General features: G+C 31.7%; 20 protein-coding genes and 4 tRNA genes. 16 read left to right on the top strand and 8 right to left on the bottom strand.

Annotated elements, in window-relative coordinates:
• Window positions 1-23: 23 nt before the first annotated feature.
• Window positions 24-575 carry a hypothetical protein gene (locus AXG55_RS12740; protein WP_148698484.1) on the bottom strand — a complete coding sequence of 184 codons (552 nt, stop codon included), beginning with the start codon at window positions 573-575 and terminating at the stop codon, window positions 24-26.
• 220 nt (window positions 576-795) lie between these two features.
• Between AXG55_RS12740 and AXG55_RS12735 the strand changes: the two genes are divergently transcribed.
• The 5 genes from AXG55_RS12735 to hflX all read left to right on the top strand — a co-directional run bounded on the left by AXG55_RS12735 (window position 796) and on the right by hflX (window position 2765).
• Window positions 796-871, top strand: a tRNA-Thr gene (locus AXG55_RS12735).
• Window positions 872-878: 7 nt separating this feature from the next.
• Window positions 879-964: transfer RNA gene (locus AXG55_RS12730), tRNA-Tyr, on the top strand.
• A 28-nt stretch (window positions 965-992) separates the two neighbouring features.
• A tRNA-Gly gene (locus AXG55_RS12725) sits at window positions 993-1069 on the top strand.
• Window positions 1070-1127: 58 nt separating this feature from the next.
• Window positions 1128-1202 (top strand) — tRNA-Thr (locus AXG55_RS12720).
• 144 nt (window positions 1203-1346) lie between these two features.
• On the top strand, window positions 1347-2765 hold the full coding sequence (gene hflX, locus AXG55_RS12715; RefSeq protein WP_148698483.1) for a GTPase HflX: 1419 nt from the start codon (window positions 1347-1349) through the stop codon (window positions 2763-2765).
• An 843-nt stretch (window positions 2766-3608) separates the two neighbouring features.
• Here hflX and AXG55_RS12710 read toward each other — a convergent pair.
• Window positions 3609-4235: a glutathione S-transferase family protein gene (locus AXG55_RS12710; protein ID WP_148698482.1), complete on the bottom strand. Its 627-nt coding sequence runs from the start codon at window positions 4233-4235 to the stop codon at window positions 3609-3611.
• A gap of 68 nt (window positions 4236-4303) precedes the next feature.
• Here AXG55_RS12710 and rsmA point away from each other — a divergent pair, with 68 nt between their 5' ends.
• The 11 genes from rsmA (at window position 4304) to AXG55_RS12655 (ending at window position 15417) form a co-directional block, all read left to right on the top strand.
• Window positions 4304-5191: a 16S rRNA (adenine(1518)-N(6)/adenine(1519)-N(6))-dimethyltransferase RsmA gene (gene rsmA, locus AXG55_RS12705; RefSeq protein ID WP_148698481.1), complete on the top strand. Its 888-nt coding sequence runs from the start codon at window positions 4304-4306 to the stop codon at window positions 5189-5191.
• 360 nt (window positions 5192-5551) lie between these two features.
• Window positions 5552-6217 (top strand): succinate dehydrogenase cytochrome b subunit, encoded by a 666-nt coding sequence (locus AXG55_RS12700; RefSeq protein ID WP_148698480.1) that lies wholly within the window; start codon window positions 5552-5554, stop codon window positions 6215-6217.
• A 6-nt stretch (window positions 6218-6223) separates the two neighbouring features.
• Entirely contained in the window at window positions 6224-8143 is a 1920-nt protein-coding gene (locus AXG55_RS12695) for a fumarate reductase/succinate dehydrogenase flavoprotein subunit (RefSeq protein WP_148698479.1), read from the top strand.
• Window positions 8144-8164: 21 nt separating this feature from the next.
• The gene (locus AXG55_RS12690) at window positions 8165-8986 is read left to right on the top strand and encodes a succinate dehydrogenase/fumarate reductase iron-sulfur subunit (RefSeq protein WP_233231216.1); all 822 of its coding nucleotides are present in this window, start codon (window positions 8165-8167) and stop codon (window positions 8984-8986) included.
• Window positions 8987-9182: 196 nt separating this feature from the next.
• A complete protein-coding gene (locus AXG55_RS12685) occupies window positions 9183-10610 on the top strand; it encodes a S41 family peptidase (RefSeq protein ID WP_148698478.1) in 1428 nt (475 codons plus the stop codon).
• A gap of 73 nt (window positions 10611-10683) precedes the next feature.
• A complete protein-coding gene (locus AXG55_RS12680; RefSeq protein WP_148698477.1) occupies window positions 10684-11778 on the top strand; it encodes an FAD-dependent oxidoreductase in 1095 nt (364 codons plus the stop codon).
• A 58-nt stretch (window positions 11779-11836) separates the two neighbouring features.
• Window positions 11837-12559: a hypothetical protein gene (locus AXG55_RS12675; protein WP_148698476.1), complete on the top strand. Its 723-nt coding sequence runs from the start codon at window positions 11837-11839 to the stop codon at window positions 12557-12559.
• 144 nt (window positions 12560-12703) lie between these two features.
• Complete coding sequence (locus AXG55_RS12670) at window positions 12704-13891, top strand: MFS transporter (protein WP_148698475.1); 1188 nt, start codon at window positions 12704-12706, stop codon at window positions 13889-13891.
• A gap of 22 nt (window positions 13892-13913) precedes the next feature.
• Window positions 13914-14387, top strand: coding sequence for an NUDIX domain-containing protein (locus AXG55_RS12665; RefSeq protein WP_148698474.1), 474 nt, complete (start codon window positions 13914-13916; stop codon window positions 14385-14387).
• A 34-nt stretch (window positions 14388-14421) separates the two neighbouring features.
• Entirely contained in the window at window positions 14422-14814 is a 393-nt protein-coding gene (locus AXG55_RS12660) for a hypothetical protein (RefSeq protein WP_148698473.1), read from the top strand.
• A 57-nt stretch (window positions 14815-14871) separates the two neighbouring features.
• Window positions 14872-15417, top strand: a complete 546-nt coding sequence (locus AXG55_RS12655) for a hypothetical protein (protein ID WP_148698472.1) — start codon at window positions 14872-14874, stop codon at window positions 15415-15417.
• A gap of 57 nt (window positions 15418-15474) precedes the next feature.
• Here AXG55_RS12655 and AXG55_RS12650 read toward each other — a convergent pair whose 3' ends face one another.
• The 6 genes from AXG55_RS12650 to AXG55_RS12625 all read right to left on the bottom strand — a co-directional run bounded on the left by AXG55_RS12650 (window position 15475) and on the right by AXG55_RS12625 (window position 23000).
• Window positions 15475-16041 carry a hypothetical protein gene (locus AXG55_RS12650; RefSeq protein ID WP_148698471.1) on the bottom strand — a complete coding sequence of 189 codons (567 nt, stop codon included), beginning with the start codon at window positions 16039-16041 and terminating at the stop codon, window positions 15475-15477.
• Window positions 16042-16249: 208 nt separating this feature from the next.
• Complete coding sequence (locus tag AXG55_RS12645; RefSeq protein ID WP_233231215.1) at window positions 16250-17833, bottom strand: ATP-binding protein; 1584 nt, start codon at window positions 17831-17833, stop codon at window positions 16250-16252.
• Window positions 17834-18004: 171 nt separating this feature from the next.
• On the bottom strand, window positions 18005-19642 hold the full coding sequence (locus tag AXG55_RS12640; protein WP_148698469.1) for an ABC transporter substrate-binding protein: 1638 nt from the start codon (window positions 19640-19642) through the stop codon (window positions 18005-18007).
• 413 nt (window positions 19643-20055) lie between these two features.
• The gene (locus AXG55_RS12635) at window positions 20056-20550 is read right to left on the bottom strand and encodes a hypothetical protein (RefSeq protein WP_148698468.1); all 495 of its coding nucleotides are present in this window, start codon (window positions 20548-20550) and stop codon (window positions 20056-20058) included.
• 34 nt (window positions 20551-20584) lie between these two features.
• Window positions 20585-20929 (bottom strand): hypothetical protein, encoded by a 345-nt coding sequence (locus tag AXG55_RS12630; protein ID WP_148698467.1) that lies wholly within the window; start codon window positions 20927-20929, stop codon window positions 20585-20587.
• Window positions 20930-21347: 418 nt separating this feature from the next.
• Entirely contained in the window at window positions 21348-23000 is a 1653-nt protein-coding gene (locus AXG55_RS12625; RefSeq protein WP_148698466.1) for an ABC transporter substrate-binding protein, read from the bottom strand.
• Window positions 23001-23228 lie beyond the last annotated feature (228 nt).

Raw genomic sequence — 23228 nt, 5'->3', positions numbered from 1 at the left:
AAAAGTATAAAGCAACTTTAAATTTAAAAACGCAGAGAAGCTAATACAAATCCGAATTGATTTTGCCCTATCCAAAATTGGGGCATAGCAAGGCCAATATGGCTTCCATTTCCAACAATTAATGCCCCTGTTTTAGGAAGTTCTTGTTGCTTCACAACGTTTTTTTCATCTTGAGACTTTTGGGGAGACTGATATCCGTGACCTGGTAGAGTAGGAGGCATGCTGTAAAAATAGTTTTCATCATTTTCAGGGGCGTAGTTGAAATAAGAGCCGCCTTGGGATTTAGGCATATTATAGAGTCCGTACGCACTTCCCATCATGAAGCCGATGGAAGCACCTCCTGCTACAACACGGATATTATCAATAGGTGATCCTGAGAGGAAAGGGAGAATAGCTGTCCCCATGGTGGCGCCAAACAGAGCACCATAGCCTCCCGCAACGAAGATATCTCTCATTTCATCTTCGTTCGCATAGACCTGCTGTTGTGCTTGAGCGGAGATTTCAAAAAATCCTGTGGCCGTTAAAATGACAGCCATTTTAAGGTATAAAACAGGGATATTTATATTGAGCTTCATATCTTGAAATTCTCCTTACTCCTTATTTTATCTTTATATTTTTTTTAATAAATAGTTGATGTTTAGGATAGTCAAACCAAAGTAGGGTAAAAAGTTCCGTCATGTTTCTTAATCAGAATTTTTTTATAAGTTCCTTTTATGATTGTGTAATTTTTTTTTTTATAAGATTGCTTGACAAGGCTGGCCGTCATAGATTAACCACATCTTCACCGAGAAGTACGCTGGCTTAGCTCAATTGGTAGAGCACCTGATTTGTAATCAGGCGGTTGGGGGTTCAATTCCCTTAGCCAGCTCCACGGTATCGGGGAGGTTCCAGAGTGGCTAAATGGGGCGGACTGTAAATCCGCTGTCTTACGACTTCGGCAGTTCGAATCTGCCCCTCCCCACCATCAAACAAATGAGTTTCATTTGTTTCAAGCGGGTGTAGCTCAATTGGCTAGAGCGTCAGCCTTCCAAGCTGAATGTTGAGGGATCGTGCCCCTTCACCCGCTCCATTTATGATTATTGTCCTTGCCTTTTTAAGTTCAAAAATTCCCTTGTTTTATCACATCTGCCCATATAGCTCAGTGGTAGAGCACTTCCTTGGTAAGGAAGAGGTCTCCGGTTCAAGCCCGGATATGGGCTCCATTTTTAATTTTCATGTGTAAAAACCTATTACTAGAAAATATTATATAAAGTTGATAGCCATATAAAGGCAATCGTTTTGTCTTACTTTAAGGTAACATAAAATAAAAGCCCCCCTTTTTTTCAAATTAAATAAAAGGTTTCTTTATGCCTCTTGAAATGAATAATGAAAAACTTCCTAAGGCGCTTCTCGTGGGAGTTCCTACAAATGATGTGAGTGATGAAGAAAATAAAGAGTCTCTTGAAGAACTCAAGAGACTCGTGACAACTCTTGGTTTTGAAATTGTGGGGGTGACTTTTCAAAGAAGGCCTTCTCTTTCGGGCGCCGTTCCCCTGGGACAAGGGAAGTTGCATGAAATTGCAAAACGCACGGGAGGAACAGGTGTTGTCAAAATGGGGCCTCCTGTTAAAAAAAATAAGGCTAAATTGAGGCTTGAGGAGCAGCAGATCGAAGAGGAGGAAGATCTCTATGACCCTGCCTCTGAATTTGAAGAAATCGAAGAAGAAAAAGAAGATGAACAGTTTGATCCCGCCCAAAAGCCTGATGCTGTTATTTTTGATTGCGAACTCACACCTTCGCAAATTGCAAATTTAAAAAGTGCTTTTTCCGTTGAGGTGCTAGACAGAACGGGTGTTATTGTTGAAATATTTAGCAAACATGCCAAGACGAGAGAGGCGCGATTGCAGGTTGAAATTGCACGACTAAAATATTTGGCGCCGCGTATTAGGGAAAGCGGTTCCAGCGAACGCCGTGGTGGTGGTGCAGGAGGCCGTGGAGCCGGTGAATCGGATATGGAGCTTGATAAGAGACGGATCCGCGATCGTATTGCAGAATTGCGCCGTGAAATTGCTGCTATTCAAAAAGAACAGGGAACGCGTAGGAAAAAGCGATCAGAGCAGCCTTGTGTGGCGCTTGTTGGTTACACCAACGCGGGTAAGTCTTCATTAATGAGAAAGTTAACGGGCAGTGAAGTCCTTGTTGCGGATAAGCTTTTTGCCACACTCGATACAACGGTGCGCGCTCTTTATCCTGAGAGCCAGCCTAAAATTCTTGTTTCTGATACCGTAGGATTTATTCGTAAGCTTCCACATGATCTCGTTGTGTCCTTTCGTTCTACTCTTGATGAGGCGTTAAATGCATCTTTGCTTTTATTTGTGATTGATGCGGCGGATAAAAGTTGGAGAGCTCATTTAGATGTGACAAAAACGACATTGGGTGACATTGGTGTGAATGATGAGACATCTTCGGTGTATATTTTTAACAAAATAGATTTATTATCAATAAATGAATTAGCAGAACTCAAAAAAGAGTTTCCTCGTGCTCAGTTCATTTCTACGAAAAATACTGCTGATATTAAAAAAATATATGAGTTTATTCGAGACTTTTTTGAACAAGAGATGTCAGATGACAATTTGTTTGTCCCATATCATGTGCAAGGGGCTGTAGGCGATATTCGTGAGTCTTTACGGATTATTCAAGAGCGATTCGAAAATGATGGAGTTCATTATACTGTGCGTGGTAAGACTGAGCAAATCAAAAAAGTAAAAGATAAGTACGGCTTATAGATAAAATTAGATTAGAAAATTGAAAAATGTTTTTTTAATATTATTATTTGTTAGAAAGTTATTTTTAAAATACATATAAAAATAAAAGAATTGTTGTATAAATCTCGTAGAAATTTTAAATAATTGGTAAAAAAACAATAAGAATAAAAAAAAATGATTAAAATACAGGCAAAATTCTTTCTTCATTTTTTGTTAGATAATATTTCATATCTGTGAATTTATTGACAAAAATCAAACTGCTTTAGTGACTTGCTCGCATGTGTATTGAAAAAAAAGGCAAACAAAGGTTTTCTTTTATAAATAAGATAAGAATTGGGAGTCTTTTTTTTTGAGATACCTCAATTCAAAACTTGCAATTTAAAATAAGTTGAGTTTATAACTTTGAAAGAAGCCATGAAACAAACATGTTCGGAGGATTAGGGCTTCTTAACCAACCTAATAAATCCCTACCTTTGACCTCTCGCCATAGCATTGTCCTCACTTAAAGTACATTCCACTTTTCTTCCTCAGAAGAACGACGCAGAAGGCTAGCACCGAACGGCTGGCCTTCTGATTTTATGACGTTTATTTTCTAGAAAATTTTTTTAAAGTAATAAAATTTGTCACTCGTATTGCAATCTAATTTCTTTTCACTTAACTTATTAAAGTAACTTTAACAATACAGCAAAAAGGAGATTGTTATGCCAAGCAAAGATAGCAAGAAAAAGAAAAAACAAGAAAAAAAAGCTGCGCCTGCTGCAAATCAGCCTAAGCCACAAGAGCAACAAGCAACTCCAAAAGACTCAAAGAAGCGTTGATTATTCAACGCTTCTTTGTTTATTAAATAGTACATTTTTAATAATATCAACTTTTTGTTTGATTTCTTACCTTTTTCATAGAAGGTAGTTCTAAAATATTTTCAATATATTTTTGTATTAAGGGGTATTTTTTTACTTCTTCTTTAATGCAGAGTAGTGTCGGAGCTATAATAAAGTCTGGTGCGCTCAATTTGTTTCCTAATGCATATGCATATTTTTCTAGAGTTTTATTTAAATACTGAACACAATCATCAAATCTTTGAATATTTAATTCTAAGATAGCAGGAACTCGTTTTTCTGGAGGGTATTTTTTGGAATGAAAGAAAATTTGATAGCAAATAGGATCTAAAGTGCTTGTAGCAAAAAACATCATTTCGTCATAATGGGATAAGGTTTTTATATCCTCTGGAAAATAGAGGTTGTGTTTAAAGTTTTTAGCAAGATAATGGCAGATTGCTCCTGATTCCGATAAGGATATTCCCGCGTCTTTATCAATGAGGAAAGGTACAGATCCTATAGGGTTTATGGCAAGATATTCACCCGATTTATGTTCACCCTTTGATAGTTGGAGGGTTTTTTTCTCGTAGGGAAGGGCTATTTCTTCAAGTAAAAACTTTACTCTGTCTGAGCGTGTTTCGGGGCATTCATAAAGAATGAGGGAATGACTTGACACATCTATCTCCTTCTAGCATTTCATTTCATGGTGCCGTTATAGAATTACTCTAATCTTACAGGAAATTTATGAGGAATAAAGTTTTTAAAGAAAATCCCAATCAAGTCTTTCATCTTCAGGCGAAAAAGTCATTGGGTCAAAATTTTTTAAATGATCAACATATTATTGAAAAAATAGCGACATCTATCAATTCTTTATTTTATAATGGAAAGCCTAAGTATTTACATGAAATTGGTCCTGGATCTGGTTCTTTAACACAACCTTTATTGAATAAAGGAATTCAAATTCTTGCACTTGAAAAAGATCAACGAGCTGTTGACGGTTTGAATGAAACATTAGTAAAAAATAATGAAAATAAAATTCAAGTGATTCAAACTGATATTTTAAAATGGTCTCCGCAAAGTGATTCTCATATTTCGAAATTAAATAAATGTGTATGTGTAGGAAATTTACCATATTATATTTCCAGTGATATTTTATTTTGGTTTTGTAAATTTCAAGAATATTACACTCATGGTGTTTTTATGCTACAAAATGAAGTAGCCGATAGATTAAATGCGAAACCGGGAACTAAAGATTACGGTAGACTTACTGTGCGCATACAGCTTTTTTTTGATGTGCAAAAATTATTTGAAGTTCCAGCAAGCTGTTTCGTGCCAAAACCAAAAGTAGACTCTGCCATTGTAAAATTAACTCCTAAAAATTTTTCTTTTTCTTCACAAGATGAAGATAACGCATTTGGTCGTTTTACAGCGGTTTTATTTAGCGCGCGAAGAAAAATGTTACGTCGTGCACTCGCAGCTCAATTAAGTGATTTAGAAAAAAAACAAGAAGGTAACATAGGGCGTTTTTGGAAATTGGCAAATTCACTGGGAGTGACAGAAGAAACGCGACCCGATAATATTTCACCACAGGTGATTTTGGAATTCCATAAATTTTTTTTAAATAGTAATTAAAAAAATTTATATTGATAACTGTTCTCATTTTAGAAAAAATATCCTTCAATATGATAGGGTAAAACCACTCAAAAATGTACATCAATTTTCTGTAACAAATCTTAATACGGCAACTCTTTCCGAGCAAAAAATTAATATTATTGTATGATTTAATAAAACAAAGATAAGAATAATAATTGATAAAAACGACTCATTTGTTTGATTACGGTTATCTTTTTAGCCAAGTGCGATCTACTTGCAGGACTTGCAATTTATTAAGACTGGGTATTATTCTGAAATGTTTGACAGGATGAACCCTATGCTCAAAATGTGTATAAGGTCGTCTTTGTTTTCTTGGTCTTTTTTTAGGAGAATTGCTCTATGCCGGCAAATTCTGGTTTTTTAACGAGCACCATTGGTAAGAAATACTTTATGGCAATTACCGCCATTGTATGGTCTTTATTTGTTATGGTTCATATGATTGGAAACTTACTTATTTTTATTGGAGCTGAAGCTTATAATAAATATAGTCATGCTCTCACTTCAAATCCTGCTATTTATTTAATAGAAGCTTTTTTAGTAGGAATTTTGCTTCTTCACGCTTTTACAGGTTTTAGTTTAGTTATTCGAAATGCACGAACAAAGCCAAAGTTCTATGCTGTAACTCCGGTTAAAGAAAAATCAGCTTCCATAACATCGCGTACAATGATTTATACGGGATCTATCGTTCTTGCATTTGTTATTTTCCATTTAATTACATTTAAATGGGGACCCGAATATTTTGTTACCTATGATGGTATTCAAATGCGCGATATATATAAACTCGTTGTCGAAAAATTCCACGATCCTGTATACGTTGGTGGTTACTGTGTCGTTATGGTTTTAATTGGTATGCACCTTTATCACGGTGTACAATCTATTTTTCAATCGCTCGGTATCAGTCATCCTCGTTATAATAAGTTTTTAAAATATTTTGGCTATACCTACGCAGTTATTGTTTCGGCGGGTTTCTTTTCTCAACCACTTTATATATTTCTTGCAAGGTAACAAAATATGACATTTAATTTTGATTCAAAATCACCAAGCGGACCTATTGAAGATAGATGGACTAATCATCGTTTTTCTTCAAAACTTGTGAATCCAGCCAACAGAAGAAAACATTCTATCATTATTGTGGGAACTGGACTTGCAGGGGCATCTGCAGCAGCCTCGTTAGGTGAAATGGGTTACCATGTAAAGAGTTTTTTTATTCATGATTCGCCTCGGAGAGCTCACTCTATTGCAGCTCAAGGTGGTATTAATGCCGCGAAAAATTATAAAAATGATGGCGACTCCATTTATCGTTTATTTTATGAAACCATTAAAGGTGGAGATTACCGTGCACGGGAATCGAATGTCTATCGTTTAGCAGAAACATCTGTGCGTATTATTGATCACTGTGTTGCGTTAGGTGTTCCCTTTGCACGAGAATACGGAGGCCTTCTCGATACACGTTCTTTTGGTGGGACGCAGGTTTCTCGTACATTTTATGCACGTGGTCAAACAGGACAACAATTGTTAATTGGTGCTTATCAGGCTATGATGCGTCAAGTCTCCGATGGCAATGTTGAAATGTATCCCCGTCGTGAAATGGTTGAGCTTGTTATTATTGATGGCCATGCACGTGGCATTATCGTAAGAAATTTAATGACAGGAGAATTGGAAGCGCATCATGCCGATGCTGTTGTTATTGCAACAGGGGGCTATGGCAATGTGTTTTATCTTTCAACAAATGCAAAAGCATCAAATACATCTGCTATTTGGCGTGCGCATAAAAAAGGCGCTTTGTTTGCAAACCCATGCTACACGCAAATTCACCCAACCTGTATTCCTGTTTCAGGCGATCATCAATCTAAGTTAACACTGATGTCCGAATCTTTACGTAATGATGGACGATGCTGGGTACCTAAAAACTCAGGAGATACCCGTATACCATCGCAAATTCCTGAAAATGAACGCGACTATTATTTAGAACGTCGTTATCCAAGTTTTGGCAACCTGGTTCCTCGTGATGTGGCATCTCGTGCTGCTAAAATGGAATGTGACAGTGGTCATGGTGTGGGCCCTTCGAAGTTAGCTGTTTTTCTAGATTTCCAAGACTCAATTCATCGCCTAGGTGAAGATAAAATTCGTGAAAAATATGGAAATCTCTTTCAAATGTATGAAAAAATTACAGGTGAAAATCCATATAAAAATCCTATGAGAATTTATCCCGCGGTGCATTATACTATGGGTGGACTATGGGTCGATTATAATTTGCAATCGACAATTCCAGGATTACATGTCTTAGGGGAAGCAAATTTCTCGGATCATGGTGCCAATCGATTGGGAGCTTCGGCGTTAATGCAAGGCCTTGCTGATGGTTACTTTGTTATTCCAACAACAATAACAAATTATATTGGTGGAACAACATTACCAAAAGTCACAATAAATAATCCTGAATTTAAAGAAGCGATGGACGTAGCAAAAAGTCGCGTTCAAAAAATTATCAGCATCAAAGGTAACAAAACAGCCGATCAATTTCACAGAGAATTAGGACATGTGATTTGGGATTACTGTGGTATGGCAAGAAATAAAGAAGGTCTTGAAAAAGCATTAAAAATGATTCCAAAAATTAAAGAAGATTTTTGGAATAATATTGCGATTCCGGGAACTGGGGCAGAATTAAACCAAGAACTTGAGAAAGCGGGTCGCGTTGCCGATTTCATTGAGCTGGGTGAACTTATGTGTCTTGATGCCCTCTCAAGAGAAGAATCTTGCGGTGGCCATTTCCGAGAAGAACACCAAACTCCTGATAATGAAGCCAAGCGGGATGATGAGAACTTTTCTCATGTGGCTGCTTGGGAATTTAAAGGTGAAGATAAGAAACCAGAACGACATGTGGAACAGCTTAATTTTGAATACTGTCATCCAACACAACGTAGTTATAAGTAATTAATAGAGGATAATGGCCTTATGGAAACTAAAAACACAAGTAACAAGTTGATGACTTTGCATCTTAAAGTGTGGAGACAGAAAACGAAACATGCAAAAGGGCAGTTGGTTGACTATGAGCTTGATAATGTCAATCCTGATATGTCCTTTTTAGAAATGCTCGATATATTAAATCAGAAATTAATTTTAAAAGGCGAAGAGCCAGTGGCTTTTGACCACGATTGCCGCGAAGGAATTTGTGGCTCCTGCGCTATGGTTATTGATGGAAATCCGCATGGTCCGCAAAAATCAACAACAGCATGCCAATTGCATATGCGTCACTATAGCGATGGGCAAACCATTGTCATTGAACCCTTTCTTGCCAAGGCCTTTCCTATTGTGAAAGATCTTGTCGTTGACAGGAGTGCCTTTGATAGAATTATTCAATCCGGCGGCTATATTTCAGTAAATACCGGTAGCTCTCCCGATGGCAATGCCATTCCGATTCCAAAAGAAAATGCAGATTTAGCATTTGATGCAGCCACATGTATTGGATGTGGAGCCTGTGTTGCGGCGTGTCGTAACGGAGCTGCTATGCTATTTGTTTCGGCTAAGGTTTCGCAATTGTCATTATTGCCACAGGGCGAAGCAGAGCGTTCGGAGCGCGTTTCCAAAATGGTGTATCAAATGGATTCTGAAGATTTTGGATCTTGCACTAACATGGGAAGTTGCGCGGGTGCTTGTCCTAAAGACATTAGTTTAGAAAATATTGCGCGTCTTAACAGAGAATTTATGCGTTCTATGATTTCGGGACGAAAGAGTTACCCGAGACGCGATGGTGCCAACGAAGGTTCACCAGCTTAATATTTTGTATAAACCTAAGTTTTGTGGACTTGGGTTCACATTTGCTTTTTATACTTGTCCTATGAAAATATTTTATTATTTTCAATATTTAAAGAAACAGAAATTATATTGTCAATTTTGTGTTTATTTTTATAAATAAAATTTCATACTATAATTTAAGAGATCATTTTTTAAAATTTATAAAAAAGGTGTTTCTATGTTGAAATTAAAAATATTAAAATATTTCATTCCGATTTGCTTATTAGCAATTTATACTCATTCTAATGCTTCAAATGAAAGAGAAATTTACGTCAATGTTACTGCGCCAGATAACAATAACAAAGATAATAAACAAAAAAATGATCTAGAAAATAAAAAATATCAGATGCTAGAATCATTTTCAAAAGTATTAAATTTATTAGAATCAAATTATGTCGATGCCAAATCTGTAGAATCAGATGTTTTAATTGAAAAAGCATTAAAAGGGATGACCGCCGATTTGGACCCTCATACAACCTATTTATCGCCGAAACAATATTCTGATTTTTCAACAGATACGACGGGTAAATTTGGAGGAATTGGAGTTGTTATTAATCCTGCAGGGGGGCGTTTAGAAATTGTAGAAGTGATAGACAATTCACCAGCAAAACGAGCGGGCTTAAAAAGCGGAGATATTATTTACGCTGTTGGCAATTTAATTGTAAATTCAAAGACAATAGAAGAAGCATTAGGTAAAATGCGCGGCGTTGTAGGTACCGACATTACAATTGAATATTTTACACCAGATAAGATGGGAAAAGCAGGAACAATAAAAAAAGTTTCCGTAGAAAGAGAAATAATAAGAAGTAATAGTGCTTATTTGGTTCCACTTTCACCAGGATATGCTTATACAAAACTCACTATTTTTCAAGAAGATGCTTCCGAGCAATTAGGCAAATATATTAAAGATTTTCAAAGTAAAAGTAATGGTAAAATTAAAGGTCTAATTTTAGATTTAAGAAATAATCCAGGTGGCTTACTCGACCAAGCTGTTAAAGTAACAAATTTATTTATTGATTCGGGCATTATTGTTTCGACAATAGGCAGAGATGTAAATAAACCAGAAGATGTGGAATATGCAATTAAAAGAAATACTCTAGCTTATTTCCCTATGATTGTTCTTGTAAATGAGGGGACTGCCAGTGCCAGTGAAATTGTAGCGGGTGCTCTTCAAGATAGAGAACGTGCCATTGTTATGGGCACGCAGACTTTTGGAAAAGGAAGTGTGCAAAATATTGTGCCTTTACCAAATGGAGGAGCCTTAAAAATGACAATTGCAAGGTATTACACCCCAAAAGGAAGAAGTATTCAAGCCAAAGGAATCACACCTGATATTCCTCTTATTTCGCAGTCCATACTTGGTAAAGTGCAACAAATTCAAAGCGAAACATCAAATACCCGATATCCGAGACGGGAAGCGGATTTAGATAAACATATTGAAGCAAAAGATCAAGATACATTGGCATTGCAAACTCATCAAAACGACAATGAAGTCGAGATAAACACGTGGCCTTTGTCATTAAAAGAAGATTATCAAATAAAAAGTGCTTATTTGTATTTAAAAAGTATGGGTAAATATTCTTTTTCACAAGGTAATATAAAATAAATTAGCAATATTCTAGCATATTTTTCATTTTTTGATATGAGATATGGATAATCTTATTGATTAAGGATTATCTATGACGAAAATAATTATTGTTGGATCGGGAATTGTAGGGTTATCAGTAGCTGAGTTTTTATCGCGAAAAAACTCAATACCTTATCAAATTGAAATTATTTCTAATGAGCATCCTCATTCAGGTTCATATGCTGCCGCTGCAAATTTAGCGACAAAAGGACAATTATTTGCTCGAGATAATCATTTTAATTTAAAGTTACAAGCTAAAAAAAATTATTTTAATTGGTTGAGTTCACTTATCACAGAGGTGAATAGTAATATATCAATTGCTCGAATTTATAAAAATGGATGTGGCGTTGATTATTTCACATCGCAAGAAAACAGAGATAAACATTATGCCAGGGTTAGACAATCAGATTTAGATTTGAAAAATAGAAGTTTAAGTTTAAAATCTATTGTTAAAGAAGGAAATCATAAAATTATATATGAAGAGGAATCGTGGGTTAATGCTTCATCGTTGCTCGCTTTATTACAAGAAGTATTAACCCATAGAGGAGTGAAATTTTTCAAAAGTACTTTTGGATATCATGAATATCAAAATATTTTACAAAGTAATAAAAATATAAAGCTCATTATTTGTGCGGGAGCTTGGAGTAAAGACTTAATTGCGAATTTAAATTTGTCCTTACCAGAGTCTATGAAAAAGAAACAAAGGCTTACATTAGGTTCAACATTTTATGGAGAGAATGTATTAAAAAATTATAATGAAAATTTTATAATTCATGAAATTGTTTCTGAAAATTTAAAAGAAAAAGTAACATTTAGTGGAAATAATGATAATTATTATATTTCTTCATCAACTTTAAAAGTTGAAAATGTTTCAGATTTTGATGAAAATTTATTAAGTAAAAAAAATAAAAATTTATTGGAATTATCAAAAATAAATTTAGCCGATTCCCCTTTCTTAAGTGCCGATGAAAATTTAAAAATATCAAAACGAGATGGCTTTCGTGTAGGATATGGGCATTCTGAAATTGTATTAGAAAAATTAAATGCTCCTGGAGTGCACATGTCCGTTTATGTCTGTGCGGGAGCGCATAAAAGTGGATACCTTTTTGCCCCTGTATTAGGTGCCATGCTGCAAGAAATGCTCTAGAATCTTTCTTTATAATTATCTTAAAATAGAAAAGAAAATTATTTAAGGTAACTATAAAATGAAATTAAATTACTCAAAAATAACTCTATTTATTTTCGTCTTTTCATCAAAGATATTTGCACAAAGTCTTTCCCAGGAAATTCCCGTTCAAACTCAGCCTCTGCAAGGAAGTGGGGTGCAAAGAGTAGGGAGTGCGCCTATACCCATTCCTATTCAAAATATTGATTTGATGGCGGCACCCAATGTGACTCTTCAAAGACCTGTGGGAATTGCCGTTCAGCCTGTCCCAATGGTGCCTAAAAAAATGCCTTATGACACCACTTTTATGTCGGGCAGAGTGATTTACTTAAATGGTGTAAATATCAGTTCTGTTAAAAATCAGGAACTTGAAAATGTAAACCTTCATATTGATAACAATGGCAATATTTATATTGATGCTCCGCATTATGAAATTGGGGTTGAACAAAGTTATCATCCTTTAATGCCAAGCGAATTGCCCAAGTTTCCAAAGATGGAATTTAGAGAATCTCCTGTGCCTAACGGCGTGTATTCAAAAGAAACAGGAAAAATGCTCCAAAATAAATCAAATTCACCTATTTTGCCTAAAGAGTTTGCGCCTGAAGTTCCACTAAAAGATCAAACCAACTTGAAAGCAAAATCTCCCGTGATGGATACAAATGAGGGTGCTACATCAATGGATACTCCGCAGGCAGAAGGCCTGTCTCCACAAATGACCCCCACAATTCCGAGTGCCGTCCCTGTTTCTCAAGAGAAAAAGTAAATATTTTATGACTTTCCTAGATTTTTAAAGTAAATTGACTATTTTATAAATATAAAATACGGTTTTTAGCAGAGATAATTGATTGAAATAGAATTGTCTTTACAAGTATAAGTAGAATTATTAATTCAAAGGTGTTTTTTTATAATGATTTCTTTAAATGATAAAAATGTAGTAAAAAATGGTTTAAAGCATAAAAATAGCAATATATTTGGTATTATTGCAGGCTTAGTTTGTGTTGCTGCTACAGGAATAGGATTTGGACTTTCCTTACCTCTTCTGTCTTTTATTATGAAACGACTGGGGAATTCCTCTTCCGTTATTGGATTAAATACAGCAATGCCAGCGCTAGCAGCTATTATTTTAGCGCCCTTATTTGTAAAATTAATGGAAAAATATGGTTTAAAAATATTTATTTCATTTAGCGTTATTATTGCCATTGTATCATTTTTTGGTTTTTATTTTACGCAAACTCTTGTCTTGTGGTTTTTTCTTCGATTTATTTTTGGAGGTTGTTTAGACAGCATTTTTGTTGCAAGTGAAACTTGGATAGCTGAATTGTCCAGTGATGAAACAAGAGGAAGAATTATGGGCATTTTTTCTTCTTGCTTAAGTGTGGGGTATTTTATTGGAGCAGGTATTCTGACAATAACAGGTTCTGAAGGTATTTTACCTTTTGCAATTGGTGCTTTATTCTTAATTTTTGTGCTTGTTCCTTTGTTTTTAGCAAAGAAAAATATTCCAAATGTAACAAGTGATGAAAAAACACCTTTAATGCCCATTATTATATCGTCACCTATCGCCATGGCTGCGGCGGTTGTCTATGGATATTTAGAAACAACTGCTTTTAATCTTTTACCAATTTATGGGGTTAGCAGTGGTCTGAGTGAAAAAATATCTGTTTCTTTACTTATCTTTGTAGGTGTAGGTCAGGCTTGTTTACAGTATTTTGTAGGAGCTATAGCTGATAAATATGGAGAACTACGTTCTTTATTAATTTGTACTCTTATTGGCATATTTGGCGCCATTGGGATAAAATTATTTATAACTACCCCATATGTTTTATATTTTATTTTATTTTTTTGGGGAGCTTGTATCTCAGGATTTTACACATTAGCATTGATTATTGTAGGTAAAAAATATAAAGGAAATAGTCTTGCTGGCGCAAATTCAGCAGTTGTTGCCATGTTTGGAGTTGGTTCTCTTATTGGGCCTCCCCTCGTTGGTGCCAGTATGAATTTTTCTCCAGCAAACGGATTTTTTATGGCAATGCTTATCCCTGTATTTATATATTTAATTCAACTCATAAGACATAAAAATGCTATAAAATCCTGAATAAAATAGGGACATATTCTTTATGAAAAAATTAATGATGCAAATAATTTATAAAATTATTTTATATCTTAAAATTATTTTTAATACTATTGTAGGAATGCGGACAAATGGGGCAAGAGCTTTAATTATAAATGATCAAAATGAAATTCTCCTTGTTTTTCATACCTATATTGCGGGATGGCATTTTCCTGGTGGAGGAGTCGATAAAGGGGAGTCACCACGAGAAGCTGTTGTTAGAGAAGTTCGTGAAGAAGCTGGTATCATTGTAAAAAATTCACCTGTCCTGTTTGATAATTATTATCATACATTTGCAGGAGCGGATGACATTGTTTGTCTCTATGTGATTAGAGATTTTGATTGTCAAAGTTTTCAAAGCTCAGAAATTCAATCGGTAAAATGGTTTTCTTTAAAAGAATTGCCACTTGATATTTCAAAAGCAACCCAAAGAAGAATTAATGAATATTTTTATAATCATAAAAAGTTAGAATATTGGTAAAATTCTTTTTTAAAATATAATTTGGAGAAAATTTATGAAAAATAAATTATTTATTTTATTATTGAGTGTTTTAATTTGTAGTTGCGAAACTGTTCAAGATGTAACCAATACACAGTCAAATAAACAAGAAAATAAAAAGACGGATTTTAGTTTAACCCCATGGGTAGGAAAACCTGTTTCAGATCTTTTAAAACATCAAAAATATGGAATTCCCGATTCTCAAAAAACTGTAGGAGAAGAAAATATTGTCACTTATAGACAAATTTTTAATGCCTCTGGAAATTTAATTGACAAGAATGTCAATGTAAATATTTTTTGCAGAAGATCCTTTGTCTATAAAAAAGATTCCATTATTACAAATGTAATTGAAGAGGGAAGTTGTCAAAATACAAAAGACTATCTTCCTTTAGAAGATACAAATAAATAAAATCATTTTTTGAAATTTTATCAAAAAAATTCATAATTAAATAGTGAAGTAGTTAACATGGAACCTTTTATTGCAAATAATATAGCTCATAAAATGAATAAAATGCTTCTTATTTTATCTTCAAATTGTGAATCTCAAATAAAAATTAAGCAATTAAAAGAAGAAAGTTCACAAATTGATTATTTTTTATCATTTCCCTTAGAGGCAAGGGAAGTTATGGCAAATTATTTGGGAATTAGTTTAAAAACATTACATCGGATATATGAAAACCCTATTAAAATTTTAGATGATTATAAAGTTGTAATGAAATTAGGAAATTTTTTCGATAAATCCTATCCTGAAATGATAAATTTATTTTTCAGTGTCCAACAACAGCAGTTAAATATCGATAATTCAAACTCGGCATTTTTAAATGAAATTCATTTAATTGATAAGGAGTTGTCTGTGGAATCACGTAGAGAGCTTGTGCGGCTTCTCGTGTTACTGCGCAAAATGAAAATATCAATTCATGGATTTTCGCTTATTACAAGACAAATGATTTACAAGAAATGTTTTTTAGAAGAAAATTTAAATCGTATAAAAAATTTAATTGATAAGTTTTGAAAAATTATAATAACAAGATATCTTTTTTAGCTCTGTGGAATTTTTTTATTCAATGAATTAATCAATAACTTCATTTTGAAATATATTCTCAGGAGAGGTTTCAAGAAGCTTAAATTTTATATTGGCACAAGTATCATAAATTTTTTGCATTTCATTTTTTATTTTATCATAACTATTTCGATAAAATACAATGTTATACCATGAAGAATATCCGGCTATTGATTTAGCTATGGAATAAGATCCTCCATAAACGCCAATACCGACAAAATTTGGATCAAAATCATCTTGGCATTTTCTACTTATAGCTTCGCAAAAAGAATATTCTTCATAAATTGTTTCGAAAGGTTTGCTTAGAGTAAAATAGTTAGCATTTGGAATATTTAAATAATTACCCTTTAACTGTATTCCATTTGAAACAACTTTTACATATTCAGAATAATCAGTTAATCGGTTATTGTCATCATTTCCTTTGGCCCAATTCCAACCTGTGCCTTCTATCTTTCTTTGTTCTGGATTCACGGTTGGATTCACGCAATATAAATAGGGTTTTGAAATGGGAAGCAATCCATAGGCTTGGCTGCTAAATAGAAAAGTTAGCAAGAATAAGTTTAAAGTCCTCTTCATTTTTTTTCTCCTTAAAAAAGACAATTAATTGTTAAATTAATTAAAAAAAATTAGCAAAAAATAAAATAATAATATTTATAAAAAATTAAAAATAAAGCTTTAATCTATAAAATTAAAAGTAAATTATTTAATAAAAAAATACTAAAAATATTCACATATAAATCTATAATATTTAATATTTAAGCTGTATATTTAATTTTTTTGTTTATTAAAAATGATTTAAATTTAAATTCTTGTTATTTAGCATCTCTATGATTTCTTTATAAGAAACAGGTCTTTTTTGAAAAAAAAGTACTATTTTTTCTCTCATCCATTTAGGAATGTCATTTTGAATGCTTTCATTAAAGCCCGTACAAAGAATAATTTTTCCATGAAATTCTTCGTCTTCATTAGCAATTCCACCAATTAAATTGGAATTTATAAAATTAACACCATTTCCAAAGTCAAAATCGCTTATTATAGCTTCAATAAGCGAGAGGCATTTGTTACCATTCATTTTCTCCTCATCAATATGGCAGAAGAACTCATCGGGAGTTTTAAAAAACAAAATATTTGCATCAGTCATATTGATTTTCCAGCCATGCCAAATATATTCATTATCTTCAATTATAATGACGAGTGGTTTTTGAATATCCAGATTAACTGTATTTTTAGGGGTATTATTTTGAATTGTGTGTTCTAATATGTAATTTTTACATATTTTAACCTTTTCCTCAGATCCTTTCACAAGAAATGAAAAGCAAGTTTGCTGTTGAGCGCTTAACTTTAAACTACTCCCTGTTTTTTTAAGAATTTCTCTAAGATTTTTAAGTCCAATGCCATGCCCATCTATTTTATTTGTGTAGCCATATAATATTTTTCCTCTAATATTTTTAGGAATGTGATGACCATTATTTGAAATTTCAATAAGAATAACATTTTTAATTTTTTGATACCAATTTTGTGTAATATTAATATAAATTTCAGTAGCAGCAACACTTTTATGCGAAGCATTTTTTATAATCGTATTAAACGCAATATATAAAGTGCTTTGATCGAAATTGATCTTATTATTAATGTTTATGTTGCAAATGAGTTTAATATGAGATGATGATGTATTTTTCCATACGTCTTCTATAACATCAATCGGGTCAATATTTTTGATTTTAACTTTTCTTAAAATAATTTGTGCCACGTTATTGTGATGAATGGCGGCATGGATACTTGATTTTAAATCCAAAGGATATTTCAGGACATTCTCTTGATTAATAAGTTCATGTTCAATCATATTTTTAATATTTTCTAGTGTTTTGGCTTCAATGCTCTTGGCTGTATTTCTTGCAACTTTAATTTTTAAAATAGATAAAGGAATAAATATAAAAAATAAAAGTATTATAAACATTAGAATATTTAGTATTATAAATACTTCTAAAAAAGAAGTACCATCACTAAATATTTTATAATCCAATGCTTTTTTGTAAAATGTTAATGTATATTTTTTTTGTTGAAAAACTTTATCGTGAGAAATTTTATAAGAATATATTGGGAAAGATACTCCAACAATTAAGCTGTCGTTATAAATTAAAATGGAGTTAAATTTTTTTAATATTCCTTTTAAAAATACGATATTTCTCATTTCGGAAATGGAAGAAGCATTTGTTTGCCATAAAGGAAATTTATTATTTTTGCATTGATCGCACTCCCATATTTCTGCAGCAAAGAAGTTATTTTTTTCTAATCTTTCATACACATTAATTGATGATGAAACTTCTATAAGCCTTCTATAAGCCTCTAGAGAGTAATTATTTTGCATTAAATATTCAGTGTATCCATATGTGGATAAATAATAATCCTTTAGTTGAAGTGTTATTATAACAATATCTATTATTAGCATGACAAATGATAATAATATCGATAATAGTAGCCAGTATATTATGTGTAACTTTTTTTTAATTGAAAATATATTTAATATCATAACTTTTTTCTAATTATTTAATTTTAATTCCCAAACTAATATTTTTATAGGGCTGTATTGATTGCCAAATGATGAAATTCTTTTTTTCTGATAAAGTAAAGATTTTCTTAGATGAAATACTATAACCATATAATTATTTTCAGTAAAATATTGACTCAAATTTCTTGTAAATATTGGACTTTTGCTCAGACTTTTTGTGGCTTCTTGATATAATTTTTCAAAATGAGGGTCTTCTGGTGAGATATTATTAAAAAATGATTCATTTCTAAAAAATGCAAAATTTGAATTGGGGTCACTTGTCGCCGTATCAAATCCTGTCCACCAAAATACATTTTGATCATTTTTAGTAAATCTAGTGTATGACATATTTGTATTGTGAAAAATAATATGAATACCAGCTTCTTCTAATTGCTTTTTTATTTCAATAAAGTAAGGTTCATGATTAAGATCTTTATTTGTAGTCCAAAATGTATGAACATGGAATGTTTTATCTTTCCAAAGAGACTCTGGAATTGTTTCTAATAGTTCTTTAGCTTTTTTTAAATTCCTTTTTTTAACAGGAATTTCTGCCCGAAAATTTTTCTGCCATCCCGATTCAGGAAGCATTTGATCATCAGGAACAAATTCACCAAAAGGAGATGTTTGTGCAATTCCGCTTCGATTTAAAGCTAAAGATATGGCTTTTCTAAAATTTTTATTTGAACCTAGTTCTGTTTTAAAATTAAATAAAAATCCGCCATTTTCATATATGTCTGGAAAAATAATATGGCCATCATAGTTTTCATTTTTTTTACTTAGTCCAATACAGCTTTTTATATCGCCAATATCTTTTTCATCAAAAATAAATCGGATGTATTTTGGAATATCTTCATTTTTATTTACTTTTTCAATAACATATTGAAATTCCTTATCATCTGCTTTAACTACTCTGTATTTTCCAAATCCGATCGGAAATGTTTTCCATTTTTTATAGTGTGAATCAAGTTCTTCGATGGGTACAATAGGAATATATCCAGACGAAATTTTTTGAAAAAAATGGCTATTTTCATTATTGAGATTAAAAATAATATTGTATCTGTCTTTTACTTTAATTCCTTCGATAAAACCAGAAGGATATGTATTTGAATCAACAGTAATATATTTAAGATTTTCTTTTTTCAGATTTTCAATTCCAATGATATCACTTAGAATATTTTTAGCAAAATTATCGTTGCGAAAATGAATCAATTGTCTTGTAAATGAAAATTCAACATCATAGGCATTCACTTCTCTTTTATTATGAAACAAAACGCCTTTTTTAAGGCTTGCGTAGCAAGAATTACCGTCGCAAAAATAATTTTCAAAAAGCACGCTATTGTCAGTAGATTCTTTGAAAGTGCCACTAAAAGATATAAGACTTCCGTGAACAGCGGCAGAAAATGTTTCAACAACATATGTTGAAACATCTGAGATGTTCCAAGGTATTTGTTTTTGATCCGAAAGGTTTAAAGTAATCGTTTCACTATCTGGATATAAGTCAGAATCGTTATAAAGATGGCTATTTTTTTTATTTAAGATAATATAAATGATTAATATAATAGCAATAGTCAAAATGAAATAGAGGATTAAAATTTTCTTTTGATTTTTGAATATAGAAGAATCTATCATTTTTATTTTTTCTATTCTTTTCAAAATTTTTAGAGCAACATGGCATAAAAAATAGAGTTACATATAAATAGATCCTTTTTATTATTTTAAAAATAATGAATTGTATATATTATTTGGAAGGTCCTCTTTTCAGAAGACAAGCCTTCATTTTTGAATTTAATTCATTTAGCAAATTATGTCACGTATTAAAAATTAATTACTGTGTTTTTATTGGTTATGGATATTTTTTTATCATAATATAAAATATTAGATTGTACAAATATAGATAAAATTTAATGTTTTGATTGAAAATTTATTTTAATAATTTCATTTCGCCGTATTTTTTAAATATTCAATTAAATTTTAATAATTTCATTTTGTTAAATGATTTTTTTGAATCATTTTTTTCTATCAAAATAAAAAAAAATTTCGACTCAAAAAATGGGACGGTTTGTTTCATCTGCAACTTCTTCTCCGCCATTCAATGTAATCATTAATTGATTGATTTGATCTTCTGTAAATCCAGTATTAATATGATTATTATTTGTATTAGGAAATATTATATTTTTAATTGTACCAATTTTTTCGTTGTATATTGAGCAACTATGAGCATTATTTTCTAATGCTCTTTTAATTTTATTAATATCATTTTTATTATCACTTGGATCAATATAAAACGTAAATGCTTTTTGAAATTCTATGCCTTTTAATTTTTCTTTTATTTCAGACTGATTATAGTATATACTTGGTTCAAAAATAGACGATGAAAATGTTCCATAGATTGGAATATTATTAGTTATTTTGAGATATTTAATTTCTGGATTTTTAATTTCTATGCATATTAATTTATTTGAAGCCAATGCATTAAATGGGATAATGAATGAGGCAGTAGAAACTAAGATTTTTGATAATATTTTAACAATATTCATAGAAGAGGCTTTCTTTATTAAAGGTGAAGTTGTTTCAATTATTTTGATTTTTTATTTTATCATAAGCATTAATAATTATTTCTATTTCTTCTAAACTAAGAGTTTTTCGGGTATAAGGGTATTCTAGCATATCTTCCTCAGGAATTTGGAAATTTTCACTAACCATAATATTTTTAAAATATCTTTTTAATTTACTATTGTATATTTGGCATTTGAAATCAGGTTTATTTTCAATGTGAGCATTTATTTCATTATAATAATTTTTATCCAGATGAAAAGAAAATAAATCTGTAATACCATATGATGAGGGATTATAATGTTCCTTGGAAATAAAGTTCCTTACTATTGAGACGATTTTGATTTTGCTTCGGGCAGTCAAAATTTTATATTCTCCTGTTACCTCAGGAAAAGCGATAAAATCTTTTCCGCCATTATATGAACAAGTTAAATGATTTGATGCCTTTGCTATATTTGAAAAAAAGAAAAAAATTATAATTGAATAAAATATTGGTATTTTCTTTATATTTAAAATGATATATCTCCTTTTTTAATTCAATAAAGTCACAATACATTTATCGAATTGTGAACACACTCTCTTAAATTTTTTAAGTTTGAATTTCAAGTTTTATTGTAATAAATTGGAGAAATATAATATGATTTGATTTGATATTTTATTATATTTCTCTTTTTTGATGATTTCTAATTGGTTATTTGATTATTTATAATTTTATAAATCTTATTGCCGGAATTAAAATTTATGTTTATTTATAAATAAAATATAAATAATATTTGGGATATTAGTCTTTAAGCTTAATTTCCCAGATTGCCAAGCGAACACCATTATACTGGTTGCCCAAACTGACTATTTTTCTCGAATCATATGATACTGACATACGCTGCACCATCATGATTGTCATAATATTTTTTTGAGTAAAATATTGACTTAAAAATTTTGTATCTTCACTTGAGCGGGAAAAGTTTTGCACAGATTTTTGATATAATTCTTCGTATTTTGGATCGTTTGGATGTTCATGTGTGAAGTAAGATCCATTACGAAAATGTGCAAAGTTTTTATTAGGATCTTGATTAGGGAACCCAAAGCCTGTAAACCATAAAACATTTTCATCATCATCAGTAAATTTATCATAATCCGTATTTGTATTTAAAAATTCAGTTTCGATACCAATTTCTTTGAGTTGTCTTTGAATTTCTGGAATATAGGGCAATGAATTAATTTCTTTCGCATCTTCCCAAAAAGTCGGCACTTGGAATGTCTTATTTTTCCATAAATGCTCTGGAACAAGGCTGAGCAATCTTTTGGCTTCTTCGATATTTTGCTTTGCTAAGGGAACGTCGGCACGATATTCTTTTTGCCAACCAATATTAGAAAACATTTGATCTTCTGCAAGCATTTCTCCAAATATTGAAGCTCCTGCAATTTTTTCTCTATCTAAGGCAAGTGAAATCGCTTTTCTAAAGTTTTCATTATTTCCAAGTTCTGTTTGGTAGTTATATAAAAATCCTGCATTCGAATAGACGTTAGAAAAAATAACTTTATTTTCGTACTCGGCAACACCTCTATCGGGTGAACCTAAAAGCATCTTAATATCGCCAATATTTCCAAAATCGTATAATAGAGTAATAAATTTAGGAATTTTTTCTGATTCTAAATTTTTCTCTAAAAAATATTTATGTTCTACAAGATTTGCTCCTGTTACCTTATATTTACCAAAACCTACAGGAAATCGTTTCCACTTTATATAATCATCTTCAATTTCTTCAATTGGAACGATTGGAAGTTTTCCATCAGAAATACGGCTAAAAAATAATTTATTTTCTTTTTTCAAATGAAAAATAATATTGTATTTATCTTTTACTTCAATTCCAGTCAATGCTTTGGAAGGGTATATAATATCATTTACAGAAATATAGTCGATATTTTCTTGTTTGACATCATCAACTCCAACAATATTGTCCAGTAGTGAGCGCACATAGGGAGTTTTTTTGGGAGCAATTAATCTTCTAGTTAAAGAGAATTCAACGTCATACGCATTCACTTCTCTTGTATTATGAAATAAAACGCCTTTTTTAAGTTCCGCTGTGCAAATTGTATTTTGACATTCATATTTTTTAAAAAGAGTATTTTGGTTTGAAGTGTCTTTTTCACTCAATTCAAAAATGGGGGTGAGGCTTCCATGAACAGCAGCAGAAAAGGTTTCAGTAACATGGATAGGAGCTTCTTCTGTATCCCATGGTACGAAAGGCAAAGCTGCCATATTTATCGTGAGCATGTCTTTTTCTAATTGAGACTTTTCATTTTCTTCTGCTTGGCTTTTATTCAAATTAGGTAATATATTAGAATATAAATAAATTCCAGCAGCTAAAATGATAGGGGTAATCAAAAAAAATTTTACTTTTTTTGATGATAAAATACCTAATTTATGCTTCATGAATTGTCCTTATAAAAATGTTATGACAATGGGACTCAAGTATAAATAAATTTTGAAAGATTCACAATAAAAATAAATTGTTACTCTTCTTGTTGTTTTTTAATCTATTTATGAATTGAAGTCACGCAGTTTATTTTTTGTTCTATTTTTAATCTGGTTATGGTTATAGTTGAAAAAAAACTATTCTAGTTTTAAAAATGATAGAAGTGTCTTGTTCATGATAAAAAA

Source organism: Silvanigrella aquatica (assembly GCF_001907975.1).
In the GTDB taxonomy this organism is placed as follows: domain Bacteria; phylum Bdellovibrionota_B; class Oligoflexia; order Silvanigrellales; family Silvanigrellaceae; genus Silvanigrella; species Silvanigrella aquatica.
This window is presented reverse-complemented; position numbering and strand designations above follow the sequence as displayed.

What these genes read in the sequence shown, in the direction of transcription:
- AXG55_RS12635 (WP_148698468.1), bottom strand. Translation starts at nt 20,550, where the DNA reads ATGAATATTGTTAAAATATTATCAAAAATCTTAGTTTCTACTGCCTCA.
- AXG55_RS12675 (WP_148698476.1), top strand. Translation starts at nt 11,837, where the DNA reads ATGAAATTAAATTACTCAAAAATAACTCTATTTATTTTCGTCTTTTCA.
- AXG55_RS12700 (WP_148698480.1), top strand. Translation starts at nt 5,552, where the DNA reads ATGCCGGCAAATTCTGGTTTTTTAACGAGCACCATTGGTAAGAAATAC.
- AXG55_RS12695 (WP_148698479.1), top strand. Translation starts at nt 6,224, where the DNA reads ATGACATTTAATTTTGATTCAAAATCACCAAGCGGACCTATTGAAGAT.
- AXG55_RS12740 (WP_148698484.1), bottom strand. Translation starts at nt 575, where the DNA reads ATGAAGCTCAATATAAATATCCCTGTTTTATACCTTAAAATGGCTGTC.
- AXG55_RS12625 (WP_148698466.1), bottom strand. Translation starts at nt 23,000, where the DNA reads ATGAAGCATAAATTAGGTATTTTATCATCAAAAAAAGTAAAATTTTTT.
- AXG55_RS12660 (WP_148698473.1), top strand. Translation starts at nt 14,422, where the DNA reads ATGAAAAATAAATTATTTATTTTATTATTGAGTGTTTTAATTTGTAGT.
- hflX (WP_148698483.1), top strand. Translation starts at nt 1,347, where the DNA reads ATGCCTCTTGAAATGAATAATGAAAAACTTCCTAAGGCGCTTCTCGTG.
- rsmA (WP_148698481.1), top strand. Translation starts at nt 4,304, where the DNA reads ATGAGGAATAAAGTTTTTAAAGAAAATCCCAATCAAGTCTTTCATCTT.
- AXG55_RS12685 (WP_148698478.1), top strand. Translation starts at nt 9,183, where the DNA reads ATGTTGAAATTAAAAATATTAAAATATTTCATTCCGATTTGCTTATTA.
- AXG55_RS12650 (WP_148698471.1), bottom strand. Translation starts at nt 16,041, where the DNA reads ATGAAGAGGACTTTAAACTTATTCTTGCTAACTTTTCTATTTAGCAGC.
- AXG55_RS12655 (WP_148698472.1), top strand. Translation starts at nt 14,872, where the DNA reads ATGGAACCTTTTATTGCAAATAATATAGCTCATAAAATGAATAAAATG.
- AXG55_RS12680 (WP_148698477.1), top strand. Translation starts at nt 10,684, where the DNA reads ATGACGAAAATAATTATTGTTGGATCGGGAATTGTAGGGTTATCAGTA.
- AXG55_RS12690 (WP_233231216.1), top strand. Translation starts at nt 8,165, where the DNA reads ATGGAAACTAAAAACACAAGTAACAAGTTGATGACTTTGCATCTTAAA.
- AXG55_RS12670 (WP_148698475.1), top strand. Translation starts at nt 12,704, where the DNA reads ATGATTTCTTTAAATGATAAAAATGTAGTAAAAAATGGTTTAAAGCAT.
- AXG55_RS12645 (WP_233231215.1), bottom strand. Translation starts at nt 17,833, where the DNA reads ATGCAAAATAATTACTCTCTAGAGGCTTATAGAAGGCTTATAGAAGTT.
- AXG55_RS12665 (WP_148698474.1), top strand. Translation starts at nt 13,914, where the DNA reads ATGAAAAAATTAATGATGCAAATAATTTATAAAATTATTTTATATCTT.
- AXG55_RS12640 (WP_148698469.1), bottom strand. Translation starts at nt 19,642, where the DNA reads ATGATAGATTCTTCTATATTCAAAAATCAAAAGAAAATTTTAATCCTC.